The sequence below is a fragment of the Kitasatospora sp. NPDC057738 genome (assembly GCF_042798815.1).
Lineage (GTDB): Bacteria > Actinomycetota > Actinomycetes > Streptomycetales > Streptomycetaceae > Kitasatospora > Kitasatospora lactacystinica.
Genome location: NZ_JBHVJT010000013.1, coordinates 100746 through 126295, shown reverse-complemented (window position 1 = coordinate 126295; position 25550 = coordinate 100746). Strand labels below are relative to the sequence as shown.

The window sequence follows — 25550 nt, the reverse complement described above, 5'->3', positions numbered from 1 at the left end:
CGCAATACCAGTCGGAAAACCGCCGGGCAATGGCAAGAAGCGAATCCAGTCGATCTTTCGTACTGGTTAGGCTTTCAAATGTTCGCAAGGTTAAAGTTGTTTCCATGCATGCCTGGCCCGCCTCCGAGGTTCCCGACCTGCCTGGTCAGGGGCTCCCCCTCCGTATCCACGACACCGCTGCGGGCACCGTCCGCGAGGTGGTGCCGCAGGACGGCACCGCCCGGATCTACGTCTGCGGCATCACCCCCTACGACGCGACCCACATGGGCCACGCCGCCACCTACAACGCGTTCGACCTGGTGCAGCGCGTCTGGAAGGACGCCGGCCACGACGTCCTGTACATCCAGAACGTCACCGACGTCGACGACCCGCTGCTCGCCCGCGCGGTCGAGACCGGCCAGGACTGGACCGACCTGGCCGAGCGCGAGACGGCCCTGTTCCGCGAGGACATGACCGCGCTGCGCATGCTCCCGCCGGCCCACTACATCGGCGCCGTCGAGTCGATCCCGTGGATCGTCCCGATCGTCCAGAAGCTGCTGGCCTCCGGCGCCGCCTACCGGGTGGACGGCGACATCTACTTCTCGGTCGACGCCGACCCGCGCTTCGGCGAGGTCTCCGGCCTCACCCGCGAGGCCATGCGCCCGGTCTTCGCCGAGCGCGGCGGCGACCCGGACCGCCCCGGCAAGCGCAACCCGCTGGACGCCCTGCTCTGGCTGGCCGCCCGCCCGGGCGAGCCCGCCTGGGACACCGAGCTCGGCCACGGCCGCCCCGGCTGGCACATCGAGTGCGTCGCCATCGCCCTCCAGTACCTCGGCATGTCCTTCGACATCCAGGGCGGCGGCAGCGACCTCTCCTTCCCGCACCACGAGATGGGCGCCGCGCACGCCCAGGTCGCCACCGGCGCCCACCCGTACGCCAAGGCGTACGTGCACGCCGGCATGGTCGCCCTGGACGGCCACAAGATGTCCAAGTCCCGCGGCAACCTGGTCTTCGTCTCGGCGCTGCGCCGCGAGGGCGTCGACCCGGCCGCGATCCGCCTGGCGCTGCTCTCGCACCACTACCGCGCGGACTGGGAGTGGACCAAGGGAACCCTGGACGAGGCCGTCGAGCGCCTCGCCCGGTGGCGCGCCGCGGTCTCCCGCCCGGACGGCCCGGCGGCCGGGCAGCTGCTCGCCGAGGTGCGCGAGGCGCTCGCGAACGACCTGGACACGCCCGCGGCGCTGGCCGCGGTCGACCGCTGGGCGGCCCGGCAGGAGGCCGAGGGCGGTACCGACATCGGCGCGCCCGGCCTGGCGACCCGCACCGTGGACGCCCTGCTCGGCGTCGCGCTGTAACCCGCACCCCGCAGCACACGCCGAAGGGGCGTCAGGACCAGGTGTCCCGACGCCCCTTCGGCGTGCGGTGCCGCTACTCCTCCTCGGCGCCGTCCTGGCTCTCCCGGGCGCCGCCCGGCGCCTCCGGATCGGCCGGCCGCTCCGCCGTGGCGTGCCCGGACACCGGCTTCTCGCCGGTCGGCCCGACGTTCTCCCGGCGGCGCAGGTAGCGCTCGAACTCGCGGGCGATGGCGTCGCCGGAGGCCTCCGGCAGCTCCGCGGTGTCCTGGGCCTCCTCCAACTGCTGGACGTACTCGGCCACCTCGCTGTCCTCGGCGGCCAGCTGGTCCACGCCGAGCTGCCAGGCCCGGGCGTCCTCGGCGAGCTCGCCCGGCGGGATGCGCAGGTCCAGCAGGTCCTCCAGCTTGTTGATCAGGGCCAGCGTGGCCTTGGGGTTCGGCGGCTGCGAGACGTAGTGCGGCACCGCCGCCCAGAGCGTCACGGCCGGCACCCCGGCGTGGGTGCAGGCCTCCTGGAGCACCCCGACGATGCCCGTGGGGCCCTCGTAGCGGCTCTCCTCCAGGTCCAGCCGGCGGGCCAGCTCCGGGTCGGAGGTGACCCCGCTGACCGGCACCGGGCGGCTGTGCGGGGTGTCGCCGAGCAGCGCGCCCAGGATCACCACCAGCTCGACGCCCAGCTCGTGCGCGAAGCCCAGCAGCTCGTTGCAGAACGAGCGCCAGCGCATGCTCGGCTCGATGCCGCGGATCAGCACGACGTCCCGGGTGGTCGGTTCCGTCACCCGGATCACCGAGAGCCGGGTGGTCGGCCAGGTGATCCGGCGGATGCCGCCGTCCAGCCAGACCGTGGGCCGGTTGACCTGGAAGTCGTAGTAGTCCTCCGCGTCCAGGGCGGCGAACACCTTGCCGCCCCAGGTCTCGTCCAGATGCGCCAGAGCCGCGGAGGCGGCGTCGCCCGCGTCGTTCCAGCCTTCGAAGGCGCAGACCATGACCGGGTCGATCAATTCGGGAACATCTTCCAGCTCGATCACCCAGCGTCTCCCTCCGGTCGGCGGTCGGACCTGCGCCGCCCCGGCTGGCCTGCCGGGGCGCCGACGGGCCGGCTGCCGACTGTCGAACCTCTCGTCTCCCGTGGAGCGTCTCGCCCCACGGTCCCTACCTGCCCAGCCTACGGGCTTTGATGCGCACCGCGGCCGGGCACCGGGACAGTCTGGGGGAGCGGGCCGCCGCGATCCACCGGATATCGGCGACCCCGGGGCTGACGGGCCGTCAGGTGTCCGGTGGGGGTGAAGGGTGTTCGATTCGCGACGGAACGTGACGGCCGTCCGGGTGCGGCCGGGACGCGCGGGCCCGCCGGACGGCCGTCCGGGCGCGCTACCCGACGTCCACCCAGCCGCTGCGGTACGCCGCCCAGTGCTCGGGCAGCGAGGCGAAGTCCACGTACAGCGCGACGCCGAAGTTGGCCCGCCGCCGGTCCTCCCGGCCCAGGCCCAGCCGCACGCCCCGGACGGCGGCCCGGACGGTCTCGGCGTCGCCCCAGTGGCCCCACTTGTCGTCCCAGTAGAAGGGCAGGCCCATCAGCAGGTCCACGTCGGCCGGGGTGGCCCGCAGGGCGAGCTCGGTCTGCCGGGCGACGTAGCCGCCGTACAGCGGCTCGGTGGGCATCGAGGTGTCGTAGGTCATCACCGCGATCTGGTCGACCCGGCGGGCGGTCTCGGTGAAGTACGCCCCGTCCCACCACTTGCCGTGGTCGGTGAGCAGGATGCCGGCCGTGTGCAGGCCCGGGACCGGGTCGATCTGCGGGGCCGCCACCGACAGCTTGGCGCCGCGCGCCGCGGTGACCGGCCGGACCCGGTCGAGCAGGGCCAGCCAGCCCGGCGAACCGGGGCGGATCGGCTCCATGTCGAAGTGCACGCCGTCGAAGCCGAGGTCCAGCACCTGGCCGGCGGAGGCGGTGACCCGGTCCCGGGTGGGGCCGTCCTCCAGGTCCAGGGCGTCCTTCTCCGGCTTGACCTCGTCGCCCAGCCAGGCCTGCAGCCGCACGCCTGGCAGCGCCCGGTGCACGGTGTCGGTGAACCAGCGGCCCCGGGGGTGGACGGCGGGCGGCAGCGAGCCGTCGTGCTCCAGCGGTCCGGTGTGCACGTAGAGGTCCCGGATGCCGGTGCCGGCCAGCTGCCGGACCAGTGCGGCCACGTCGGCCTCGGTCTTGCGGCCGTCCACCCAGGCGTGGCCGAGCCAGAGCGCGTCCCGGCCCCGGGTGCGGGCGTCGGCGGCGGGTTCGCCGGTGTAGTGCAGTCGGAACATCACGAACGCCGAGCCCAGCGCGGCCGGCGGCAGGGCCGCCACCAGCGCCAGGACCAGCAGTGCCCGGCGCCACCGGGACCATGCCCGCCAGCGGTTGCGCAGCGCGCGGAACGGGGCCCCCAGGGCCCGACCGGCACGCTGCGCGGAGGTCCGGTATCGGGCCACGCGCTTGCTCCCCCCTTGCGGTCGAGCGCTCAGGATACGAAACGAACGGCGGGCCGACCCGTCGGCCGGATACCCTGGCCACGTGCGGGCCCGAGCAAGCGGGTCCGCAAAGCCGACAGCCGTCGCACCAGGGAGAAGCCCCATGGCCACAGCAGCCACCCCGTCCATCACTCAGCAGAGTCGCGCGAACGCGTTGCGTGAAGCGCTCGCCACCCGGGTGGTGGTCGCCGACGGTGCCATGGGCACCATGCTCCAGGCGCAGGATCCGACGCTGGAGGACTTCCAGAACCTCGAAGGCTGCAACGAGGTCCTCAACGTCACCCGCCCGGACATCGTCCGGTCCGTCCACGAGGCCTACTTCGGGGTGGGCGTGGACTGCGTGGAGACCAACACCTTCGGCGCCAACTTCAGCGCGCTCGGCGAGTACGAGATCCCGGAGCGGATCTTCGAGCTGTCCGAGTCCGGCGCCCGGATCGCCCGCGAGGCGGCCGACGCCCACACCGCCGCCGACGGCCGCACCCGCTGGGTGCTCGGCTCGATCGGCCCCGGCACCAAGCTGCCGACCCTCGGCCACGCCCCGTACGAGACGCTGCGCGACGGCTTCCAGCGGAACGCGGCCGGCCTGATCGCCGGCGGCGCCGACGCGCTGCTGGTCGAGACCAGCCAGGACCTGCTGCAGACCAAGGCGGCGATCCTGGGCTCCAAGCGGGCCCTGGCCGAGGCCGGGCTGGACCTTCCCGTGCTGGTGCAGGTGACGGTGGAGACCACCGGCACCATGCTGCTCGGCTCGGAGATCGGCGCCGCGCTCACCGCGCTGGAGCCGCTGGGCGTCGACTACATCGGCCTCAACTGCGCGACCGGCCCGGCCGAGATGAGCGAGCACCTGCGCTACCTGGCCAAGAACGCCCGGATCGGCCTGTCCTGCATGCCGAACGCGGGCCTGCCGGTGCTCGGCAAGGACGGCGCCCACTACCCGCTCTCCCCGGCCGAACTGGCCGACGCCCACGACGTGTTCACCCGCGAGTACGGCCTCTCGCTGGTCGGCGGCTGCTGCGGCACCACCCCCGAGCACCTGCGCCAGGTGGTCGAGCGGGTCCAGGGCCGTCCGATCGCCCCGCGCGACCCCCGGCCCGAGCCCTCGGCGGCCTCGCTCTACCAGGCGGTGCCGTTCCGGCAGGACACCTCGTACCTGGCGATCGGCGAGCGCACCAACGCCAACGGCTCGAAGAAGTTCCGCGAGTCGATGCTGGCCGGCGACTGGCAGGCCTGCGTGGAGATCGCCCGGGACCAGATCCGGGACGGCTCCCACCTGCTGGACCTCTGCGTGGACTACGTCGGCCGCGACGGCGTCGCCGACATGAAGGAGATCGCTGGCCGGCTGGCCACCGCCTCCACCCTGCCGATCGTGCTGGACTCCACCGAGCCGGAGGTGCTGCGGGCCGGCCTGGAGGCGCTCGGCGGGCGCGCCGTGCTGAACTCGGTGAACTACGAGGACGGCGACGGCCCGGACACCCGCTTCGGCCGGATCGCCTCACTGGCCCGCGAGCACGGCGCCGGCCTGATCGCGCTGACCATCGACGAGGACGGCCAGGCCCGTACCGCCGCCAAGAAGGTCGAGATCGCCGAGCGGCTGATCGCCCAGCTGACCGGCGAGTACGGCGTCGACGAGGGCTCGATCCTGGTCGACTGCCTGGCGTTCACCCTGGGCACCGGGCAGGAGGAGTCGCGCCGGGACGGCATCGAGACCATCGAGGCGATCCGCGAGCTCAAGCGCCGCCACCCGGACGTGCAGACCACCCTCGGCCTGTCCAACATCTCCTTCGGCCTCAGCCCGGCCGCCCGCATGGTGATCAACTCGGTCTTCCTGAACGAGTGCGTCGAGGCGGGCCTGGACTCGGCGATCGTGCACGCCTCCAAGATCCTGCCGATGGCGCGGATCCCCGAGGACCAGCGCGAGGTCGCGCTCGACCTGGTGTACGACCGCCGCAGCGAGGGCTACGACCCGCTCCAGAAGCTGCTGCAGCTGTTCGAGGGCGTCTCCTCGTCCTCGGTCAGGGCCTCCAAGGCGGAGGAGCTGGCCGCGCTGCCGCTGGAGGAGCGGCTCCAGCGGCGGATCATCGACGGCGAGCGGAACGGCCTGGAGGCGGACCTCGACGAGGCGCTGACGGAGCGCCCGGCGCTGGAGATCGTCAACAGCACCCTGCTGGCGGGCATGAAGGTGGTCGGCGAGCTGTTCGGCTCCGGCCAGATGCAGCTGCCGTTCGTGCTCCAGTCGGCCGAGGTGATGAAGACCGCGGTGGCCCATCTGGAGCCGCACATGGAGAAGTCCGACGACGAGGGCAAGGGCACCATCGTGCTGGCAACCGTCAAGGGCGACGTCCACGACATCGGCAAGAACCTGGTCGACATCATCCTGTCCAACAACGGCTACAACGTGGTCAACCTGGGCATCAAGCAGCCGGTCTCGGCGATCCTGGACGCCGCGCAGGAGCACCGGGCGGACGTCATCGGGATGTCCGGCCTGCTGGTCAAGTCCACCGTGATCATGAAGGAGAACCTGGAGGAGCTGAACCAGCGCAAGCTGGCGGCCGACTTCCCGGTGATCCTCGGCGGCGCCGCCCTGACCCGCGCCTACGTCGAGCAGGACCTGCACGAGATCTACGAGGGCGAGGTCCGCTACGCCCGGGACGCCTTCGAGGGCCTGCGGCTGATGGACGCGCTGATCGCGGTCAAGCGCGGCGTGCCCGGCGCCACCCTGCCGGAGCTCAAGCAGCGCCGGCACGCCCGGGTCGAGGTGGAGGAGCCGGAGCCCGAGGTCAACCTCGGCCAGATCCGCTCCGACGTCACGGTCGACAACACCGTGCCCGTCCCGCCGTTCTGGGGCGACCGGATCGTCAAGGGCATCCCGTTCGCGGACTACGCCTCCTGGCTGGACGAGGACGCGCTGTTCAAGGGGCAGTGGGGCCTGAAGGCCGCCCGCGCCGGCGACGGCCCCTCGTACGAGGAGCTGGTGGAGACCGAGGGCCGGCCGCGGCTGCGGGCCTGGCTGGACCGGCTGCAGACCGAGGGCTGGCTGGAGGCCGCCGTGGTCTACGGCTACTACCCGGCCAACTCCAAGGGCGACGACCTGATCGTCTTCCACGAGGACGGCACCGAGCGCACCCGCTTCACCTTCCCGCGCCAGCGGCGCGGGCGCCGGCTCTGCCTGGCCGACTTCTTCCGCCCGGAGGAGTCCGGGGTGCGGGACGTGGTGGGCCTCCAGGTGGTCACCATGGGCAACCGGATCTCGGAGGCGGCCAACGAGCTGTTCGCCGGCAACTCCTACCGGGACTACCTGGAGCTGCACGGCCTCTCGGTGCAGCTGGCCGAGGCGCTGGCCGAGTTCTGGCACGCGCGGGTCCGCTACGAGCTGGGCTTCTCCGGCGAGGACCCGCAGGACGTCAAGGACATGTTCGCGCTCAAGTACCGCGGCGCCCGCTTCTCGCTCGGCTACGGGGCCTGCCCCGAGCTGGAGGACCGGGCCAAGATCGCCGACCTGCTGAGGCCGGAGCGGATCGGCGTGGTGCTCTCGGAGGAGTTCCAGCTCCACCCGGAGCAGTCCACCGACGCGATCGTGATCCACCACCCGGAGGCGAAGTACTTCAACGCCCGGTAACGCCCGGTTTCCACCGCGTTCGCTCTTTCCGGACGAAGCGGGCGTATCCTTGATGATCCTGAACGGGCCGGTCCGCTCACCTGCGGGCCGGCCCGTGCCTTCCCCGGGGCCGCCCCGGGCCTGCCGGAAGGACCCCTGCCATGACGACCAGTCCCACCGCCACGCGCATCCTCGACCACGGGGACGACCGCGGGCTCCAGGCGGTGCTGCTGGACATGGACGGGACGCTGGTGGACACCGAGGACTTCTGGTGGCAGGCCGAGGCCTCGCTCTTCGCCGAGCTGGGCCACGAGCTGGACGAGGCGGACCGCGCCCACGTGGTCGGCGGCCCGATGGCCAGGGTGATGGAGTACCTGGTCGCCCGGACCGGGGCGGACATCGCGCCGGACGACCTCGGCGTGCTGGTGAACCAGCGCTTCGTCGACCTGCTGGCCGGCGGGGTGCCGCTCATGCCGGGTGCCGAGCGGCTGCTCAACACCCTTGCCGCGCACGGCATTCCGGCCGCCATGGTGTCCGCCTCGCACCGGCACGTGATCGACATCGTGCTGCGCTCGCTGGGGGCCCACCACTTCGCCTTCACCATCGGCGGGGACGAGGTGCCGCGCACCAAGCCGTTCCCGGACCCGTACCTGGAGGCGGCCCGGCGGCTGGGCGCGGAGCCGTCCCGTTGCGTGGTGATCGAGGACACCCCGACGGGGGTGCGGGCGGGCGAGGAGGCCGGCTGCCCGGTGATCGCGGTGCCCTCGGTGGCGGCGATCGAGCCGGCACCGGGGCGGCTGGTGCTGTCGTCGCTGGAGCAGGTCGACCTCGACCTGTTGCGTTCCCTGGTCGCTTCGCGGGTGTGATTGTCGTCTCATTGCGACCCCGGCCTACTGGCCGGTAAACGGCCCGGCGGGCCCCCGGAGCGAAGTCGCCGGGGGAGAAAACGGTCATTGGCTGACAACTCGTCGGGCGCGCCGTGATGCCCTGAACCGCCGTGTCCCAAACGTCATCTGCTCGGGTATCGGTCGTGCGTGTTCGATATGGCACGCTACTCCAGTTCGTGCCACCCAAAAGGACGCGCCTCGTGAAGACTTCAGCTGAACGCCTGGCAGTACTCGGTTGCGCCGGTCTGGTCGCCGTGTCGGTAACGGGTTGCGGATCGGTGACCGACGTGGTCAAGGGGGACGGCGGCAAGTCGATCACCATGGGCACCAGTCAGCTGACCGGTGTCCTGGACCCGGCCGCCGCCTACGACTCCGGCTCGTGGCTGCTGCTGCGCAACACCTTCCAGTCGCTGCTCACTTTCCAGGCCGCGGCCAGCTCGCCCTCCCCGGACGCCGCGCAGGCCTGCGAGTTCACCGGCAGCGACGCCACCGAGTACCACTGCACCCTGAAGCCGGGCCTGAAGTTCTCCAACGGGCACCCGATGACGGCCCAGGACGTGGTCTTCTCGATCGAGCGCACCAAGAAGATCAACGACGCGAACGGCCCGGTCGAACTGCTCGACTCGATCAAGTCCGTCGAGGCCAAGGGCGACAACGAGGTGCTCTTCCACCTCTCCGCTCCCGACGCCACCCTGCCGGCCAAGCTGGCGAGCCCGGCCGGCGCCATCGTGGACCACCAGGTCTACCCCGCCGACAAGCTCGTTCCCAACGACAAGCTGATCGGCTCCGGCCCGTACCGCATCGACTCGGTCGAGAACCTGAACGGCGGCAAGCAGCTGGGCAAGGTCGTGATGTCGGCCAACGACAAGTACGGCGGCGAGGCCAAGCTGCGGAACAACAAGTTCACCGTGCGGTACTTCGACAAGTCCGAGGACCTGAAGGCCGCGCTGGACAAGAGCGAGGTCGACCTCACCGACAACAGCCTGGAGCCGAACACCGCCGCCCAGGTCCGCTCCGACCAGCAGGGCGGCAAGACCGACCTCCAGGTGACCGAGGGCGACAGCAACGACACCCGTTCGCTGGTCCTCAACACCAAGGACCCGCTGATGAGCAACGTCGCCGTCCGCCAGGCCGTCGCCCAGATGATGGACCGCAAGGCGCTGGCCCGCGACGTCTTCGCCCGCACCGTCCAGGCGCTCTACTCCATGGTCCCGGCCGGCCTGCCCGGCCACACCACGGCCTTCTTCGACCGCTACGGCGACCAGGACGTGAACAAGGCGAAGAAGATCCTCGCCGACGCCAAGGTCCAGACCCCGGTCAAGTTCACCCTCACCTGGTCCCGTTCGCGGGCCGGCAGCAACGAGGCCGAGACGCTGAAGAAGCAGCTGGAGACCGGCGGCCTCTTCCAGGTGACGCTCGCCCAGGAGCCGGACTGGGACTCGTACCGCAAGGGCTGGACCGAGGGCAGGTACCAGGCGTACGTCATCGGCTGGTTCGCCGACTACCCGGACCCGGACAACTACCTCGCCCCGCTGCTGGTCAACGGCGGTGCCTACCACCACGGTTGGGACGACCCGCGGATCAGCGGAAGGCTGGTGCCGGAGGGCCTCAAGCAGACCGACCGCAGCGCCGCGGCCGCCACCTACGCGCAGATCCAGCAGATCGAGGCCGACAACGTGCCGCTGATCCCGCTGTACCAGAACAAGTCGTTCTTCGCGGCCCGCTCGTACGTCACCGGCGTCGAGTCCACCGTCGACACCACCGGCTACTTCCGCTTCTGGGAGATCAGCCGGACCAACAAGTAGCGCCCGCAGGACGGCGGCCCGCCCGCTTCCCCGTACCGACGGGGGAGCGGACGGGCCGCCGTGACGTTTCAGCAGCCGCGGGCGGCCGCCGCCGCCCCTACAGGGCGCCCGGGCGCACCAGCCCGCTCTCGTAGGCGTACACGGCCGCCTGGACCCGGTCGCGCAGCTGCAGCTTGGTCAGCACATGGCCCACGTGCGTCTTCACGGTGGTCTCGCTGACGAACAGCTCGGCCGCGATCTCCGCGTTCGACAGCCCGCGCGCCACCAGCTTCAGCACCTCCAGCTCGCGCTCGGTCAGCGCGCTCAGCGCCTGCGGCGGCGCCTCGTCGCCCGAGGGCAGCTTGGTGGCGTACATGTCCAGCAGCCGGCGGGTGATGCTCGGCGCCAGCATCGCCGCGCCGTCCGCGACCACCCGGATCGCCTGCACCAGCTCCTCGGCCGGGACGTCCTTCAGCAGGAAGCCGCTGGCGCCCGCGCGCAGCGCCTCCACCACGTACTCGTCCAGGTCGAAGGTGGTCAGCACCAGCACCTTGGCCGGGCCGTCCCGCCCCGGGCCGGCGATCCGGCGGGTCGCCTCGACGCCGTCCATCCTGGGCATCCGGATGTCCATCAGCACCACGTCGGGCTGCAGCGCCCGTACCTGGTCCAGCGCCTGCTGGCCGTCGCCGGCCTCGCCGACCACCACGAGATCGGACTCGGCCTCCAGGATCATCCGGAAACCGGTGCGCAGCAGCGGCTGGTCGTCGACCAGCAGCACTCGGATCGTCACCTAGGACTCCTTGCTCATCGGATCCCCCGTGGGATCGCTCTCATCCGACGTACGCGCCAGCGGCAGCGGGTACGGCGGCGGGGTGCCGCCGAACTCCGGGCAGCTGGCCTGGTGGTCGCACCAGTCGCAGAGGCGGTTGCGGGTGGCCGGGAAGTCCCCGGTGGCCACCGCGTGGCCGATCCGTTCCCACAGCGCCTGGAGCTTGCGCTCCACCGCGAGCAGGTCGGCCTCGTCCGGGTCGTAGCTGACCACGTCCCCGCCGCCGCCGAGGTAGACCAGCTGGAGGCGCTTGGGGATCACGCCCTTCCAGCGCCACACCACCAGGGCGTAGAACTTCATCTGGAACATCGCCTTGCCCTCGAAGTCCCGCGAGGGCGCCCGGCCGGTCTTGTAGTCCACCAGCCGGACCTCACCGGTCGGGGCGACGTCCACCCGGTCGATGTAGCCGCGCAGCAGCAGCCCCGAACCCAGGGCCGTCTCCACGTAGAGCTCCCGCTCCACCGGGTGCAGCCGGGTCGGGTCCTCCAGCCGGAACCACTGGCCGACCAGCTTCTCGGCGTCCGCCAGCCAGCGGGTCAGCGCCGCGCCGTCCGGGTCCTCCGGGAACAGCGTGCCCAGCTCCGGGCGCTCGCCCAGCAGCCGCTCCCACTGCGGGCGCAGCAGGCCCAGCGCCCGCTCCGGCGTCCGCTCGGCCGCCGGGCTGTCGAACAGCCTCTCCAGCACCGCGTGCACCAGCGTGCCCCGGGTCGCCGCCGGGCTCGGCGGCTCCGGCAGCCGGTCGATCACCCGCAGCCGGTACAGCAGGGGACAGGTGAGGAAGTCCCCCGCTCGGGACGGGGAGAGCCCGGTCGGGGGTGCCGCCGGACGCACGGCGGCACTGCTGGTGTCGGTGTGCTGCATGGCTACGACCCTATTGCCCTTTCCTGTCATCCCGCTGCCACGGTGCTGCCACGGACGCGCGGGAGTGGGTATGAAGCCGGGGGGAGGGCCGCGCGGCGCCGGGGGGCGGCGATCACGTAGCGTGGGCGTACCGGGCACGACGGGGGAGACGACCGAAGGGATCACGGTGAGCGACAGCAGGGGGCAGCAGCCCTCCGACCGGCCACCGCGGGCGGGCGACGGGCGCCCGGCCGGGGCGCCGCCTGAGCGCCGCGGCGGCATCCTGATGGGCCGGCCCTTCGGCGTGCCCGTCTACGTCACCCCGTCCTGGTTCCTCATCGCCGCACTGATCACCTGGGTGTTCGGCGGACAGCTGGGCGACGTCCTGCCCGACCTCGGCGGCGCCCGCTACCTGGTCGCGTTCTTCTTCGCGGTCGCCTTCTACGCCTCCGTCCTGGTGCACGAGCTCGCCCACACCCTGGTCGCGCTGCGCTACAAGCTCGGGGTGCGGCGGATCCAGCTGCAGTTCTTCGGCGGGGTCTCCGAGATCGAGAACGAGGCGGAGAGCCCCTGGCGGGAGTTCTGGCTGGCCTTCGTCGGCCCGCTGCTCTCGCTGCTGCTCGGCGGCCTGTTCTACCTCGGGGTGCGGGCGGTGGAGCTCTCCACCGTGCCCGGGGTGCTGCTCACCGGCCTGATGATCTCCAACCTGGTGGTCGCCGCCTTCAACCTGCTGCCCGGCCTGCCGCTGGACGGCGGCCGGATGCTGCGCGCGGTCGTCTGGGCGATCAGCGGCAAGCCGATGACCGGCACGGTGGTCGCCGCCTGGGTAGGCCGCGGGCTGGCCGTCGCGGTGCTGATCGGCCTGCCGCTGCTGAGCGCCGCCCGCGGGGTCGAGCGCACCACCACCGACACCCTGGTGGACGCCCTGCTGGCCGCGGTGCTCGCCGCGATCATCTGGAACGGTGCCACCGGCAGCCTGCGCAACGCCCGGCTCAAGGAGGTGCTGCCCGGCCTGCGGCTGCGCGAGCTGGCCCGGCGGGCCGTCGAGGTCACCGCCGACACCCCGCTGGGCGAGGCGCTGCGCCGCGCCCGCGAGGCCCGGGCCGGCGCGGTGATCGTGGTGGACGGCCGGGGCGAGCCGATCGCCCTCGTGCGCGAGGCCGCCGTCCGGTCGGTGCCCGAGCACCGCCGCCCCTGGGTGGCCGTCGGACCGCTCGCCCGCGACCTCGAACCCGGGATGCGGCTGAGCGCCGACCTCGGCGGCGAGGACCTGCTGCGGGCCGTCCAGGCCACCCCGGCGGCGGAGTACCTGGTGGTCGAGGCGGACGGCCGGGTGTACGGCGTCGCCTCGCTCAGCGACATCGAGCAGCGGCTGACCGCCGCCGTCTCCGGCCGCTGACCGACGCCCGCCGATCATGGTGGTAGGGCGGGAGGCTCCGCTTCCCTTAGGATTGTCGGCATGTCCGAACCGACCGGTGCCGCCCGCAGACGCGGGCCCTTCCAGGTCGGGGACCAGGTCCAGCTGACCGATCCCAAGGGTCGCCACTACACGTTCACGCTCCAGGCCGGGAACCAGTTCCACACCCACAAGGGTGCGTTCCCGCATGACGAGCTGATCGGCGCTCCCGAGGGCACGGTCGTGCGCACCACGGGGAACGTCCCGTACCTCGCGCTGCGTCCCCTGCTCCCCGACTACGTCCTGTCCATGCCGCGCGGCGCCGCCGTGATCTACCCCAAGGACGCCGGCCAGATCCTGGCCATGGCCGACATCTTCGCGGGTGCCCGCGTGATCGAGGCCGGCGTCGGGTCCGGCGCGCTCAGCATGTACCTGCTGCGCGCCGTCGGCGAGCACGGCATGCTGGCCTCCTACGAGCGCCGGCAGGACTTCGCCGACATCGCCCAGGGGAACGTCGAGCGCTACTTCGGCGGCCCGCACCCGGCGTGGAAGCTCACCGTCGGCGACCTCCAGGACAACCTGGTCGAGACCGACGTCGACCGCGTCATCCTCGACATGCTGGCCCCCTGGGAGTGCCTGGACGTCGCCTCCGAGGCGCTCGTCCCCGGCGGCCTCATCTGCTGCTACGTGGCCACCACCACGCAGATGTCCAGGACCGTCGAGGCGCTGCGCGACCACGGCACCTTCACCGAGCCGCAGGCCTGGGAGACCATGGTCCGCACCTGGCACCTGGAGGGTCTGGCGGTCCGCCCGGACCACCGGATGATCGGCCACACCGGCTTCCTGCTCACCGCCCGCCGCCTGGCGGACGGTGTGGAGCCGCCGCTGCGCCGCCGCCGTCCGGCCAAGGGCGCGTACGGCGAGGACTACGACAACGGGGCGCCCGAGCCCACCCTCCAGGAGCGCGCCGCCGCCCGCAAGGCCGCCCGCGACACGGAGACGGAGCAGCCCGACCTGGGCTGAGCCCCGAAACCCACCGCGAAAGGGGTGGTACGAGCACACCGCTCGTACCACCCCTTTCGCATCCCGCCGATCACGGTGTGGGACGATGCTCGCGCACGCAGACCAGCTCCTGGAGCTCTGGAGGGGACGCCTGGTGGAGACCGCGGTCGGGACGACGACGGCGACGGCTGGACAGCGGACACCGCGGAGCCGCTCCGGGCCCGGGCACGCGCGCACCGCCCCCTGGCACTGGGCCGTCGCCCTGGCCGGCTGCGGCGCGGTGGTGGGGGCCGCACTGGCGGCCTCCCCGGCGACCGGCACCCCGGTGCCCGCGCACCCCGTGCCCACGTCCCTCGCGGTGAGCGCGGGCCCCGACCCGGCCCAGGTCCAACTCCCGCTGGACTGCGGCCCGTTCCCGGTCAAGACGGCGCTCAGCGTGTCCGCGCGGCTCGGCGACGGGCGCCCCGCCACGGTGGTCACCGCGCACTGCGCCACCGAGACCGGCACCCCGCCGGACGCCGTCCTGCTGCTCGGCTTCGGCCCGGGCGGGCGCCCGGAGGTGGTGGCCACGCTGCTGACCGAGCGCGAGAACCTCACCGTGAGCCGGATCGCGGTGCGTTCGGACGGCGCCATCACCGGCCACGCGCAGGGGTATTCGAGCGAGGACGTGCCGCGGTTCCGGCCCGACATCTCGGTCGACCTCACCTGGACGCACAGGAGCGGCGGCTGGGATCGCTCCCAGACCGCCGCCCCGCTCTCCGCCGTGTGACGGACCGGCCACCGCGCGGACCGACCACCGCGCGGACCCGCTGATCCGCGGGCCGGCTACTCCGCGTCCGGCCCGTACACCTCGACCCGGTCGGCGACCCGGCGCACGTGGATGCAGTCGCCGGGGCACTCCTTCGCCGAGTCCACCACGTCCTGAAGGATCGTCAGCGACACCGGGGCGGTCTCCCCGGGCTGCTGGCGCAGCTCGTCGTCCGGCCCCTTCACATAGGCCAGCCCGTCGATGTCGAGCTCGAAGACCTCGGGCGCGTACTGCACGCAGATGCCGTCGCCGGTGCACAGATCCTGGTCGATCCACACCTCCAGCTCTTCGGCCGCTGCCGCCGTCTGCTCGGTCACCGACATGGTCCCCTGCCGTTTCTGTCCCGGGTCGCCCCTATTCCTGGAGCAATCCCGCCATTCGTACAACGATCGGACCTCGACTTGTGGTCGCGATCGGATATCACTTCGCTCGACGATACATCTGGCCCGCTTTGGGTGGTGCGCGGTGGGTATCCCCCTTAGCAGAGGGGAAGCGCGCTGGGGCGAAGGTCGGACACGCCCGTTCCATCTTTCTTGATCTAGGGGTTTACGGACCCCTGGTCCCAGGTAGGGTCTGGAAGCGTCCAGCTCCCCGGAGGAGGTGAGGACCGTGGCAGCCCACGATGACGACTACAACCGCAGCACCGGCAGGCCCGCTCGTGGTTCCGACGAGGCCGCTCAGGTCTCGTACCTTGAGCAGGAAATCGCCGTGTTGCGCCGCAAGCTCGCCGACTCGCCGCGCAATTCGAGGATCCTCGAAGAGCGGATCGTCGAGCTCCAGACCAACCTGGCGGGCGTGACCGCCCAGAACGAACGGCTCGCCTCCACCCTGCGAGAGGCCCGCGACCAGATCGTGGCCCTCAAGGAGGAAGTGGACCGGCTGGCACAGCCCCCGGCCGGCTTCGGCACCTTCCTCGACGCGAACGAGGACGGCACCGCGGACATCTTCACCGGGGGGCGCAAGCTCCGCGTGAACGTCAGCCCGAGCGTCGCCCTCGACGAGGTGCGGCGCGGCCAGGAAGTGATGCTCAACGAGGCCCTCAACATCGTGGACGCGATGGCCTTCGAGAACATCGGCGAGATCGTCACCCTCAAGGAGCTCCTGGAGGACGGCGAGCGCGCCCTGGTGCTGGGGCACACCGACGAGGAGCGGGTGGTGCGCCTCGCCGAACCGCTGCGTGGGCTGACCATCCGGTCCGGGGACGCCCTGCTGCTGGAGCCCCGCTCCGGCTACGTCTTCGAGGTCGTCCCGAAGTCCGAGGTCGAGGAGCTGGTCCTCGAGGAGGTCCCGGACATCGACTACCGCCAGATCGGCGGTCTGAGCAACCAGATCGAGCTGATCCGCGACGCGGTCGAGCTGCCCTACCTGCACGCCGACCTGTTCAAGGAGTACGAGCTGCGCCCGCCCAAGGGCGTGCTGCTCTACGGCCCGCCCGGCTGCGGCAAGACGCTGATCGCCAAGGCGGTCGCCAACTCGCTGGCCAAGAAGGTCGCCGAGGTCACCGGCCGCCCCCAGGGGAAGAGCTACTTCCTCAACATCAAGGGCCCCGAGCTGCTCAACAAGTACGTGGGCGAGACCGAGCGGCAGATCCGCCTGGTCTTCCAGCGGGCCCGGGAGAAGGCGGGCGAGGGCACGCCCGTCATCGTCTTCTTCGACGAGATGGAGTCGCTGTTCCGCACCCGCGGCTCCGGCGTCAGCTCGGACGTGGAGAACACCATCGTCCCGCAGCTGCTCGCCGAGATCGACGGCGTGGAGGGCCTGGAGAACGTCATCGTCATCGGCGCCTCCAACCGCGAGGACATGATCGACCCGGCGATCCTGCGGCCCGGCCGCCTGGACGTCAAGATCAAGATCGAGCGCCCGGACGCCGAGGCCGCGAAGGACATCTTCTCCAAGTACCTCAAGGACTCGCTGCCGTTCCACCCGGACGACCTCAAGGAGCACGACAGCTCCGTCGGGGCCACGGTGGCCGCGATGATCCAGTCGGTGGTGGAGCGGATGTACTCCGAGACCGAGGAGAACCGCTTCCTGGAGGTCACCTACGCCAACGGTGACAAGGAGGTCCTGTACTTCAAGGACTTCAACTCCGGCGCGATGATCCAGAACATCGTCGACCGCGCGAAGAAGATGGCCATCAAGGACTTCCTCGACCACGGTCAGCGCGGTCTGCGCGTCTCCCACCTGCTCGCCGCCTGCGTGGACGAGTTCAAGGAGAACGAGGACCTCCCGAACACCACCAACCCGGACGACTGGGCCCGCATCTCCGGCAAGAAGGGCGAGCGGATCGTCTTCATCCGCACGCTGGTCACCGGCAAGCAGGGCGCCGAGTCCGGCCGCTCGATCGACACTGTCGCCAACACGGGGCAGTACCTGTAAGCACGCGGTTGTCCGGGCCGGCAGCGGTCCCCGGAGCTGTACGCACACCGTCCGGCTGTGGCGCCTCGCGGCCCCGCAGCCGGACGGCGCGTCTCCGGGCCCGCCGCTCGGCGCCGGGTTCTAGGCTCGACCCACCGTCCGCGGGCAGAGGCCCGGCGTCGGTGTTGTTCGGCGGTACGTCAGAGTGCTCCGCCCGTCGGGGGCGGCGCACCGGGCAAGGAGGGCCGCATGACCGTACGGCGCGTGATGGGCATCGAGACCGAGTACGGGATCTCCGTGCCCGGGCACCCCAACGCCAACGCCATGCTCACCTCGTCCCAGATCGTCAACGCGTACGCGGCGGCGATGCACCGGGCACGGCGGGCCCGCTGGGACTTCGAGGAGGAGAACCCGCTGCGCGACGCACGGGGGTTCGACCTGGCCCGCGAGGTCGCGGACGCCAGCCAGCTGACCGACGAGGACATCGGCCTCGCCAACGTCATCCTCACCAACGGGGCCCGGTTCTACGTGGACCACGCGCACCCCGAGTACAGCTCGCCCGAGGTGACCAACCCGCGTGACGCCGTGCTCTGGGACAAGGCCGGCGAGCGGATCATGGCGGCCGCGGCACAACGCGCGCTGGAACTGCCCAACGGGCAGACCATCCACCTCTACAAGAACAACACCGACAACAAGGGCGCCTCCTACGGCACCCACGAGAACTACCTGATGAAGCGGGCGACACCGTTCGCCGACATCGTCCGCCACCTCACCCCGTTCTTCGTCTCCCGCCAGGTGGTCACCGGCGCCGGCCGGGTCGGCATCGGCCAGGACGGCTCCGCGCACGGCTTCCAGATCAGCCAGCGGGCGGACTACTTCGAGGTCGAGGTCGGCCTGGAGACGACGCTCAAGCGCCCGATCATCAACACCCGGGACGAGCCGCACGCCGACGCCGAGAAGTACCGCCGACTGCACGTGATCATCGGGGACGCCAACCTCTCCGAGATCTCCACCTACCTCAAGCTGGGCACCACCTCGCTGGTCCTGTCGATGATCGAGGACTCCTTCATCGCCGCCGACCTCGCGGTGGACCAGCCGGTGCGCACCCTGCACCGGGTCTCCCACGACCCGACGCTCAAGCACCTGATCACCCTGCGCAACGGGCGCCGGCTCACCGCCGTCCAGCTCCAGCTGGAGTACTTCGAGCTGGCCCGCAAGTACGTGGAGGACCGCTTCGGCACCGACGCGGACGAGCAGACGGTGGACGTGCTGGCGCGCTGGGAGGACGTCCTGGGCCGGCTGGAGCGCGACCCGATGTCGCTGTCCCGGCAGCTGGACTGGATCGCCAAGCGGGAGATCCTGGAGGGCTACCGCAGCCGGGACGCCCTGGAGTGGGACAACCCGCGACTGCACCTGGTCGACCTCCAGTACAGCGACGTACGGCCCGAGAAGGGCCTCTACAACCGTCTGGTGGCCCGCGGGCGGTTCGAGCGGCTGGTCACCGAGGACGAGGTAGAGCGGGCCGTCTCCAAGCCGCCGGAGGACACCAGGGCGTACTTCCGCGGTCGCTGTCTGGAGCAGTACGCGGACCACGTCGCGGCGGCCTCCTGGGACTCGGTGATCTTCGACCTGCCGGGCCGGGACTCGTTGCAGCGCGTCCCCACCCTGGAGCCGCTGCGCGGCACCCGCAACCACGTCAAGGAGCTGCTGGACCGCTGCCGCACGGCCGAGGACCTGCTCCGGGTGCTGGCCGGCGGGTAACTTTTCGATCACCATGGGTGAACGTCCGCCGAATGGGAATCATTCGGGGTGGCAGCGGGTGTTGGACAGGAAGCGCCACCGGCGAACCGGGAGCGGCAGTCGCACCTTGTGTATAGGGTCGGTGCAGCAAGCAACGACCGAACCGTGCCAGACGAATCGAGCGGGGTGAGGGAAATGGCGAGCAAGGACACCGGCGGCGGCCAGCAGCGGGCAAACCGTTCCTCCGAGGAGGTCGAGGAGCAGGCCGCGGAAAGCCAGAATTCCGACGACCTCAAGGAGCGCCAGGAAAAGCTGAGCGACGACGTCGACGCGGTGCTGGACGAAATCGACGAGGTCCTCGAGTCGAATGCCGAGGATTTCGTGCGCGGATTCGTCCAGAAGGGCGGGCAATAGCCCGCACCCGGGCATTCCGAATTCACGGTCGCGACCGTCCGGGGCGGCCGGGCGGCGAGCACCGCCCGGCCGTCCGGCACCGGCCCCTCCACCCGTGGACAGTGATCGTCGGGCGGGTAGGGTGCGGGCAGCGCGCGCTTCAAGCTACCTGGAAGGAATCGTGTGGAAGCCAACACTCGTGGCACCGGGCGTCTACCGGCTGCCTTCCTGACCCCGGGGTCGTCCTCGTTCATCGACTTCCTCGCCGAGCACAAGCCGGAGCTGGTCCCCGGTCGCCGCGGGCTCCCCGAGGGCGCCGTGGTCGAGGCCCCGCACGGGACCACGATCGTGGCCGCGACCTTCGACGGCGGCGTGGTGATCGCGGGTGACCGCCGGGCCACGATGGGCAACGTGATCGCCCAGCGCGACATGGAGAAGGTGTTCCCGGCCGACGAGTTCAGCGCGGTCGGCGTGGCCGGCACCGCGGGCCTCGCGATCGAGATGGTCCGGCTGTTCCAACTGGAGCTGGAGCACTACGAGAAGATCGAGGGCACCACGCTCTCCCTGGAGGGCAAGGCCAACCGGCTCACCACCATGATCCGGGGCAACCTGGGCATGGCGATGCAGGGCCTCGCGGTGGTGCCGCTGTTCGCCGGCTACGACCTGGACCTCGGCCGCGGCCGGATCTTCAACTACGACGTCACCGGCGGGCGGTCCGAGGAGCGCGGCTTCACCGCCACCGGCTCCGGCTCGGTCTTCGCGCGCGGCTCGATGAAGAAGCTCTACAGCGAGGGGCTGACGGCCGACCAGGCCGTCACCATGGTCGTCCAGGCGCTGTACGACGCGGCCGACGACGACTCCGCCACCGGCGGCCCGGACCTCGCCCGCAAGATCTTCCCGATCGTCTCGCTGATCACCGAGGACGGCTTCCGCCGACTCACCGAGGCGGAGGTCACGGAGGTCGCCGTCGCCATCACCGACGAGCGCCTGGCCCGGCCCAACGGCCCGCAGGCCCCGCTGATCTAGGGGGTGTCCTGTGGATCTAGGCGGACCCGGCTGAGTTCCACAGGACACTCCCCACGCCACCACCTCACAGGAAAGGGACGACCGCCGGTGTCGACACCGTTCTACGTCTCACCCCAGCAGGCCATGGCGGACCGCGCGGAGTACGCCCGCAAGGGCATCGCGCGCGGCCGCAGCGTGGTCGTGCTCACCTACGCCGACGGCATCGTCTTCGTCGCGGAGAACACCTCCAGGGCGCTCCACAAGGTCTCCGAGATCTACGACAAGATCGCCTTCGCGGCGGTCGGCCGCTACAACGAGTTCGAGAACCTGCGCATCGGCGGCGTCCGCTACGCCGATCTGCGCGGCTACTCCTACGACCGGGCCGACGTCACGGCCCGGGGCCTGGCCAACGTGTACGCCCAGACCCTGGGCACCATCTTCTCCTCGGTCGGCGAGAAGCCGTACGAGGTCGAGCTGATCGTGGCCGAGGTCGGCCGCACCTCCGACAACGACCAGATCTACCGGCTCACGCCGGACGGCTCGGTCGTGGACGAGAAGAACTACGTGGTGGTCGGCGGCAACGCCGACTCGATCGGCAACTACCTGGGCCAGCGCCACCGGGCCGGCCTGAGCCTCACCGAGGCGGTGAAGGTCGCGGTGGACTCGCTCGCCCGCGACCCCAACGGCGGCAGCCCGCGCAGCCTCACGCCGGAACAGCTGGAGGTCGCGGTCCTCGACCGCCAGCGGTTCCAGCAGCGCAAGTTCAAGCGGATCCTGGGCAACCAGCTGGGCCGGCTGCTCGACGGGGACCAGTCCGCCGAGGCGGACGACGACGACAACCCGGCGGACGGCACGCCGGTGTAGCAGTACCTGTGGAGTTCCGTACGGCGGCCCCGCCGCCGTCGTGCGGGACTCCGGTGCCCCTGCGGCGGCCCAGCCGTCGTGGAGGCGGTTTCGGACAGCTCCGACAGAGAATGGAGTGCTCATGGACCGCCGGATTTTCGGGCTGGAGAACGAGTACGGCGTGACCTGCACGTTCCGCGGGCAGCGGCGGCTGTCACCGGACGAGGTCGCGCGGTACCTGTTCCGCCGGGTCGTCTCCTGGGGCCGAAGCAGCAACGTCTTCCTGCGCAACGGCGCCCGCCTCTACCTCGACGTCGGCTCCCACCCCGAGTACGCCACCCCCGAGTGCGACGACGTCGTCGAGCTGGTGACGCACGACAAGGCCGGCGAGCGGATCCTCGAAGGCCTCCTGGTGGACGCCGAGCGGCGGCTGCACGAGGAGGGCATCGCGGGGGACGTCTACCTCTTCAAGAACAACACCGACTCGGCCGGGAACTCCTACGGCTGCCACGAGAACTACTGTGTGGCCCGGCACGGCGAGTTCTCCCGGCTCGCCGACGTGCTGATCCCGTTCCTGGTCACCCGGCAGCTGATCTGCGGCGCGGGCAAGGTGCTCCAGACCCCGCGCGGCGCGGTGTTCTGCGTCAGCCAGCGGGCCGAGCACATCTGGGAGGGCGTCAGCTCCGCCACCACCCGTTCGCGCCCGATCATCAACACCCGGGACGAGCCGCACGCGGACGCCGAGCGCTACCGCCGGCTGCACGTGATCGTCGGCGACTCCAACATGTCCGAGACCACGACGCTGCTCAAGGTCGGCTCCACCGACCTGGTGCTGCGGCTGATCGAGGCCGGCGTGGTGATGCGCGACCTCACCCTGGAGAACCCGATCCGGGCGATCCGCGAGGTCAGCCACGACCTCACCGGCACCCACCAGGTGCGGCTCGCCAACGGCCGGGAGGCCAGCGCGCTGGACATCCAGGAGGAGTACTACACGAAGGCCCTGGAGTTCGCGGACCGCAAGGGCATCAACACCGGCACCGTCGGCCGGGTGCTCGACCTGTGGGGCCGCACCCTGGAGGCCGTCCGCACCGAGCGGCTGGACGGGGTGGCCCAGGAGATCGACTGGATCATGAAGTACAAGCTCATCGAGCGCTACCGCGAGAAGCACGGGATGAGCATGTCCAACCCGCGGGTGGCCCAGATCGACCTCGCGTACCACGACATCCACCGCCGCCGCGGCCTGTTCTACCTGCTCCAGGGCAAGGGCCAGGCGCAGCGGGTGACCACCGACCTCAAGACCTTCGAGGCCAAGTCGATCCCGCCGCAGACCACCCGGGCCCGGCTGCGCGGGGACTTCATCCGCCGGGCGCAGGAGCAGCGCCGGGACTTCACGGTGGACTGGGTGCACCTGAAGCTGAACGACCAGGCGCAGCGCACGGTGCTGTGCAAGGACCCGTTCCGCTCGGTGGACGAGCGGGTGGAGAAGCTGATCGCGGGGATGTAGTGGAGGCGGTGTGATCGAGGCGTTGTGATCAAGGCGGTGGCCGGCCCCGGTGGTGTCTACCGGGGCCGGACGCGTGCCGGGCATACGCTGTCCGTCGAGTCAGGAGAGCCGACTTCGACCGACAGTTAGGACCACCGTGCGCCGCACCGCCGGTTTGCTTCTCACCCTGCCGTTGCTGCTCGCGGTCGCCTGCAGCAGTTCCCCCAAGGCGGCCGGCCCGGCGACGCCGTCCACGGCGAGCGCCGCCCCGACGGTCCCCGCGCCGGTCGCGGAGGCGTCGCCGATGCCCACTCTTTCGGGTGGCGGATTCGGCAGCAAGGCCACCATCACCATTCCCGAGGGCCAGCAGCCCAGCGGCCAGTTCGTGGTGAACACGGTCATCGAGGGTGAGCGGGCGACCGTCAACAAGGGCGACTGGGTGACGGTCAACTACACCGCCAAGGACTGGACCACCGGCAAGGACCTGCCGAGCTCGTACGACGCCAACGGCAAGCCGCAGCTCTACCAGGCCGGCAGCGGGCAGCTGGTGCCGGCGCTGGACCAGAGCGTGATCGGCAAGAAGGTGGGCTCCCGGCTGCTGGTGGTGGCCCCGCCGGAGGCGGCCTTCGGCGAGCAGGGCTCCAGCCAGCTTGGCGTCAGCAAGGGCGACACCGTGGTGTTCGTGCTGGACATCATGGAGAGCCTGCCGCCGGACTCCACGCTCACCGGGACGATGACCGAGCCGCCCGCGACGCTGCCGCAGGTCAAGGACAACGGCAAGGCGCCGGTGACGATCACGATCCCGGAAGGGCAGGCCGCGCCCACCGACCTCCAGCAGGCGGTGCTGATCAAGGGCGAGGGCAAGCAGGTCAAGAGCGGGCAGACCCTGGTGGTGCAGTACACCGGGGTGCTGTGGGCCAACGGCCAGCAGTTCGACTCCTCCTGGACGCACGGCGGCGCGCAGGCGGTGCAGATCGGCACCGGCAGCGTGATCGAGGGCTGGGACAAGGGCCTGGTCGGGCAGAACGTCGGCAGCCGGGTCCTGCTGGTGGTCCCGCCGGCGCTCGGCTACCAGGACAAGGCGCAGGGCTCGGTGCCGGCGAACTCGACGCTGGTCTTCGTGATCGACATTCTCGAAGCGGTCTAGGAACTCACCCAGGGGATTCCGTACGCTTGGGCGGACGCTCGTACAGCGAAGCGTCCGCCCTCATCCTGAGCTGTCATACTGCCCACGCACTGTGGCAGGCGCCGCCCGGTGCCGAGGTCCGGGCGGGCGGTGCGACATCAGGCCGGCGTGCCCACGCCGGACGCAGACCTGGAAGACCTCGTGGCGAGATGGATGGGGAGTCATGACTGAGAAGACGCCGAGCCCGGGCGGGGCCGGTACCGCGGCGAACGACAGCTCTGCGGGTGACCCGGCCGCCTCCCGTCCCGGCGGCCCGGTCGGCGGGGACCGCGAGTCGATCGTCGTCCCCCCGGCGATCCTGGCGCAGCAGGCCGGCTGGGCGCAGCCCGGCGAGGCGCCGCGCCCCGCGGGCGGGACCAGGACGGACGACGACGCCCCGCAGATCTTCGCCTCCAACGTGCGCAAGACCGACAGCTCGGAGGCCGGGTACGACGAGAACCCGCCCGGTGTCGGCAAGCTGGGCGTGATCCTCGGTACGGTGCTGGCGCTGCTGCTGGTCGGCAGCGGCATCACGCTCTACGTGGTGAACAAGGACGGCTCCAAGGACAGCGCCGCGGCCAAGCCGGACGCGGCCAAGAGCGCGCCGCCCACGCCGACCGCCGAACCGGTGCCGCCGATCAAGGACAGCGCCAAGGTGCTGCCGACGGTCGCCGGGGACTTCGGCAAGAAGGCCGAGATCCAGGTGCCGGGCGAGGCCTCCGACGGCTCCTTCGTCGTCAAGGTGCTCACCGAGGGCACCGGCGCCAAGGTGGAGAAGAACTCCTGGGCCTCGGTCGACTACACCGCCAAGGACTGGAACACCGGCAAGGACATCCCGAGCTCGTACGACGCCGACGGGAAGCCGCAGATCTTCCAGGCCGGCACCGACGCGCTGATCCCGGCCCTGGACCAGGCCGTGATCGGCAAGAAGGCCGGCAGCCGGCTGCTGGTGGTGGCCCCGCCGGCCGCCGCGTTCGGCGCCCAGGGCAAGGCCGACATGTCGATCGGCCCCAAGGACGACCTGATCTTCGTGATCGACGTCCGCAACGCCAACGCGCCCGACGCCGTGGTGAGCGGAACCGTCACCCCGCCGCCGGCGGACTTCCCGCAGGTCAAGGACAACGGCAAGAAGCCGGCCGAGATCACCCCGGTGGCCGGCGCGAAGGACCCGACCGAGCTGAAGTCGCACGTCCTGATCAAGGGCACCGGGCCGAAGGTGGAGAAGGGCGAGAAGGTCGTCGTCCAGTACACCGGCGCGCTGTTCTCCAGCGGCAAGGTGTTCGACTCCTCGCTCAGCAAGGGCCAGGCGTTCACCTTCCCGGTCGGCGGCGGCCAGGTCATCCAGGGCTGGGACCAGGGCCTGGAGGGCCAGACCGTCGGCAGCCGGGTCGAGCTGGTGATCCCCGCCTCGCTGGGCTACGGCGACAAGGGCCAGGGCGACATCCCGCCCGGCGCGACGCTGGTCTTCGTGGTGGACATCCTCGACGCGGGTCAGGGCTGATCCACTTTCGGGTGACAATGGTGTACGTGTGACCTCCGGGTCCGGCCGCGTGGCCGGACCCGGACGGGCGGCGGGCGCCCGTACCG

At 71.2% G+C, this 25550-nt stretch carries 20 protein-coding genes and 1 pseudogene; 16 read left to right on the top strand and 5 right to left on the bottom strand.

Going from position 1 to position 25550, the window contains the following annotated elements; genetic code table 11:
- The first annotated feature begins 104 nt into the window (after positions 1 to 104).
- A complete protein-coding gene (gene mshC, locus ACFVGO_RS09945; protein WP_380631295.1) occupies positions 105 to 1334 on the top strand; it encodes a cysteine--1-D-myo-inosityl 2-amino-2-deoxy-alpha-D-glucopyranoside ligase in 1230 nt (409 codons plus the stop codon).
- A gap of 73 nt (positions 1335 to 1407) precedes the next feature.
- Here the strand turns inward: mshC and ACFVGO_RS09940 are convergent, their stop codons facing one another.
- Together ACFVGO_RS09940 and ACFVGO_RS09935 are read right to left on the bottom strand one after the other, a co-directional pair.
- Positions 1408 to 2361: a PAC2 family protein gene (locus ACFVGO_RS09940; protein ID WP_359901210.1), complete on the bottom strand. Its 954-nt coding sequence runs from the start codon at positions 2359 to 2361 to the stop codon at positions 1408 to 1410.
- A gap of 343 nt (positions 2362 to 2704) precedes the next feature.
- Complete coding sequence (locus ACFVGO_RS09935; protein WP_380631294.1) at positions 2705 to 3799, bottom strand: hypothetical protein; 1095 nt, start codon at positions 3797 to 3799, stop codon at positions 2705 to 2707.
- Between the two features lie 142 nt (positions 3800 to 3941).
- Here ACFVGO_RS09935 and metH point away from each other — a divergent pair, with 142 nt between their 5' ends.
- The 3 genes from metH to ACFVGO_RS09920 all read left to right on the top strand — a co-directional run bounded on the left by metH (position 3942) and on the right by ACFVGO_RS09920 (position 10125).
- The gene (gene metH, locus ACFVGO_RS09930; RefSeq protein WP_359901204.1) at positions 3942 to 7454 is read left to right on the top strand and encodes a methionine synthase; all 3513 of its coding nucleotides are present in this window, start codon (positions 3942 to 3944) and stop codon (positions 7452 to 7454) included.
- Between the two features lie 140 nt (positions 7455 to 7594).
- Positions 7595 to 8299 (top strand): HAD family phosphatase, encoded by a 705-nt coding sequence (locus ACFVGO_RS09925; protein ID WP_359901201.1) that lies wholly within the window; start codon positions 7595 to 7597, stop codon positions 8297 to 8299.
- 299 nt (positions 8300 to 8598) lie between these two features.
- Positions 8599 to 10125, top strand: a complete 1527-nt coding sequence (locus tag ACFVGO_RS09920; RefSeq protein WP_359901198.1) for an ABC transporter substrate-binding protein — start codon at positions 8599 to 8601, stop codon at positions 10123 to 10125.
- A 97-nt stretch (positions 10126 to 10222) separates the two neighbouring features.
- Here ACFVGO_RS09920 and ACFVGO_RS09915 read toward each other — a convergent pair whose 3' ends face one another.
- Positions 10223 to 10894: a response regulator transcription factor gene (locus ACFVGO_RS09915; protein ID WP_188299078.1), complete on the bottom strand. Its 672-nt coding sequence runs from the start codon at positions 10892 to 10894 to the stop codon at positions 10223 to 10225.
- Positions 10895 to 11794, bottom strand: coding sequence for a RecB family exonuclease (locus ACFVGO_RS09910; RefSeq protein ID WP_359901196.1), 900 nt, complete (start codon positions 11792 to 11794; stop codon positions 10895 to 10897).
- Between the two features lie 160 nt (positions 11795 to 11954).
- Here ACFVGO_RS09910 and ACFVGO_RS09905 point away from each other — a divergent pair, with 160 nt between their 5' ends.
- The 3 genes from ACFVGO_RS09905 (at position 11955) to ACFVGO_RS09895 (ending at position 14940) form a co-directional block, all read left to right on the top strand.
- Positions 11955 to 13172, top strand: a complete 1218-nt coding sequence (locus ACFVGO_RS09905) for a site-2 protease family protein (protein WP_380352914.1) — start codon at positions 11955 to 11957, stop codon at positions 13170 to 13172.
- 60 nt (positions 13173 to 13232) lie between these two features.
- Complete coding sequence (locus ACFVGO_RS09900) at positions 13233 to 14192, top strand: tRNA (adenine-N1)-methyltransferase (RefSeq protein WP_359901190.1); 960 nt, start codon at positions 13233 to 13235, stop codon at positions 14190 to 14192.
- Positions 14193 to 14277: 85 nt separating this feature from the next.
- The gene (locus ACFVGO_RS09895; protein ID WP_359901188.1) at positions 14278 to 14940 is read left to right on the top strand and encodes a hypothetical protein; all 663 of its coding nucleotides are present in this window, start codon (positions 14278 to 14280) and stop codon (positions 14938 to 14940) included.
- Between the two features lie 56 nt (positions 14941 to 14996).
- On the opposite strand, the gene ACFVGO_RS09890 is transcribed toward ACFVGO_RS09895, so the two are convergent.
- Positions 14997 to 15302: a ferredoxin gene (locus tag ACFVGO_RS09890; RefSeq protein ID WP_359901185.1), complete on the bottom strand. Its 306-nt coding sequence runs from the start codon at positions 15300 to 15302 to the stop codon at positions 14997 to 14999.
- A 286-nt stretch (positions 15303 to 15588) separates the two neighbouring features.
- Here ACFVGO_RS09890 and arc point away from each other — a divergent pair, with 286 nt between their 5' ends.
- The 9 genes and pseudogenes from arc (at position 15589) to ACFVGO_RS09845 (ending at position 25464) form a co-directional block, all read left to right on the top strand.
- Positions 15589 to 17355, top strand: coding sequence for a proteasome ATPase (gene arc / locus ACFVGO_RS09885; protein WP_359901182.1), 1767 nt, complete (start codon positions 15589 to 15591; stop codon positions 17353 to 17355).
- Between the two features lie 228 nt (positions 17356 to 17583).
- Positions 17584 to 19095 carry a depupylase/deamidase Dop gene (dop, locus tag ACFVGO_RS09880; RefSeq protein ID WP_359901180.1) on the top strand — a complete coding sequence of 504 codons (1512 nt, stop codon included), beginning with the start codon at positions 17584 to 17586 and terminating at the stop codon, positions 19093 to 19095.
- A gap of 174 nt (positions 19096 to 19269) precedes the next feature.
- On the top strand, positions 19270 to 19488 hold the full coding sequence (locus ACFVGO_RS09875) for a ubiquitin-like protein Pup (RefSeq protein WP_188299085.1): 219 nt from the start codon (positions 19270 to 19272) through the stop codon (positions 19486 to 19488).
- Positions 19489 to 19621: 133 nt separating this feature from the next.
- A pseudogene (locus ACFVGO_RS09870) lies at positions 19622 to 19699 on the top strand (recombination endonuclease VII); the annotation flags it as partial.
- A complete protein-coding gene (prcB, locus tag ACFVGO_RS09865; protein ID WP_380352913.1) occupies positions 19696 to 20493 on the top strand; it encodes a proteasome subunit beta in 798 nt (265 codons plus the stop codon). The pseudogene ACFVGO_RS09870 and the gene prcB, both read left to right, overlap by 4 nt.
- Positions 20494 to 20580: 87 nt before the next feature.
- Positions 20581 to 21336: a proteasome subunit alpha gene (prcA, locus tag ACFVGO_RS09860; RefSeq protein ID WP_359901174.1), complete on the top strand. Its 756-nt coding sequence runs from the start codon at positions 20581 to 20583 to the stop codon at positions 21334 to 21336.
- Between the two features lie 121 nt (positions 21337 to 21457).
- Positions 21458 to 22819, top strand: coding sequence for a Pup--protein ligase (gene pafA, locus ACFVGO_RS09855; RefSeq protein WP_359901171.1), 1362 nt, complete (start codon positions 21458 to 21460; stop codon positions 22817 to 22819).
- 283 nt (positions 22820 to 23102) lie between these two features.
- Positions 23103 to 23945 carry an FKBP-type peptidyl-prolyl cis-trans isomerase gene (locus ACFVGO_RS09850; protein WP_380631290.1) on the top strand — a complete coding sequence of 281 codons (843 nt, stop codon included), beginning with the start codon at positions 23103 to 23105 and terminating at the stop codon, positions 23943 to 23945.
- 202 nt (positions 23946 to 24147) lie between these two features.
- Positions 24148 to 25464 (top strand): FKBP-type peptidyl-prolyl cis-trans isomerase, encoded by a 1317-nt coding sequence (locus ACFVGO_RS09845; RefSeq protein ID WP_359901166.1) that lies wholly within the window; start codon positions 24148 to 24150, stop codon positions 25462 to 25464.
- Positions 25465 to 25550 lie beyond the last annotated feature (86 nt).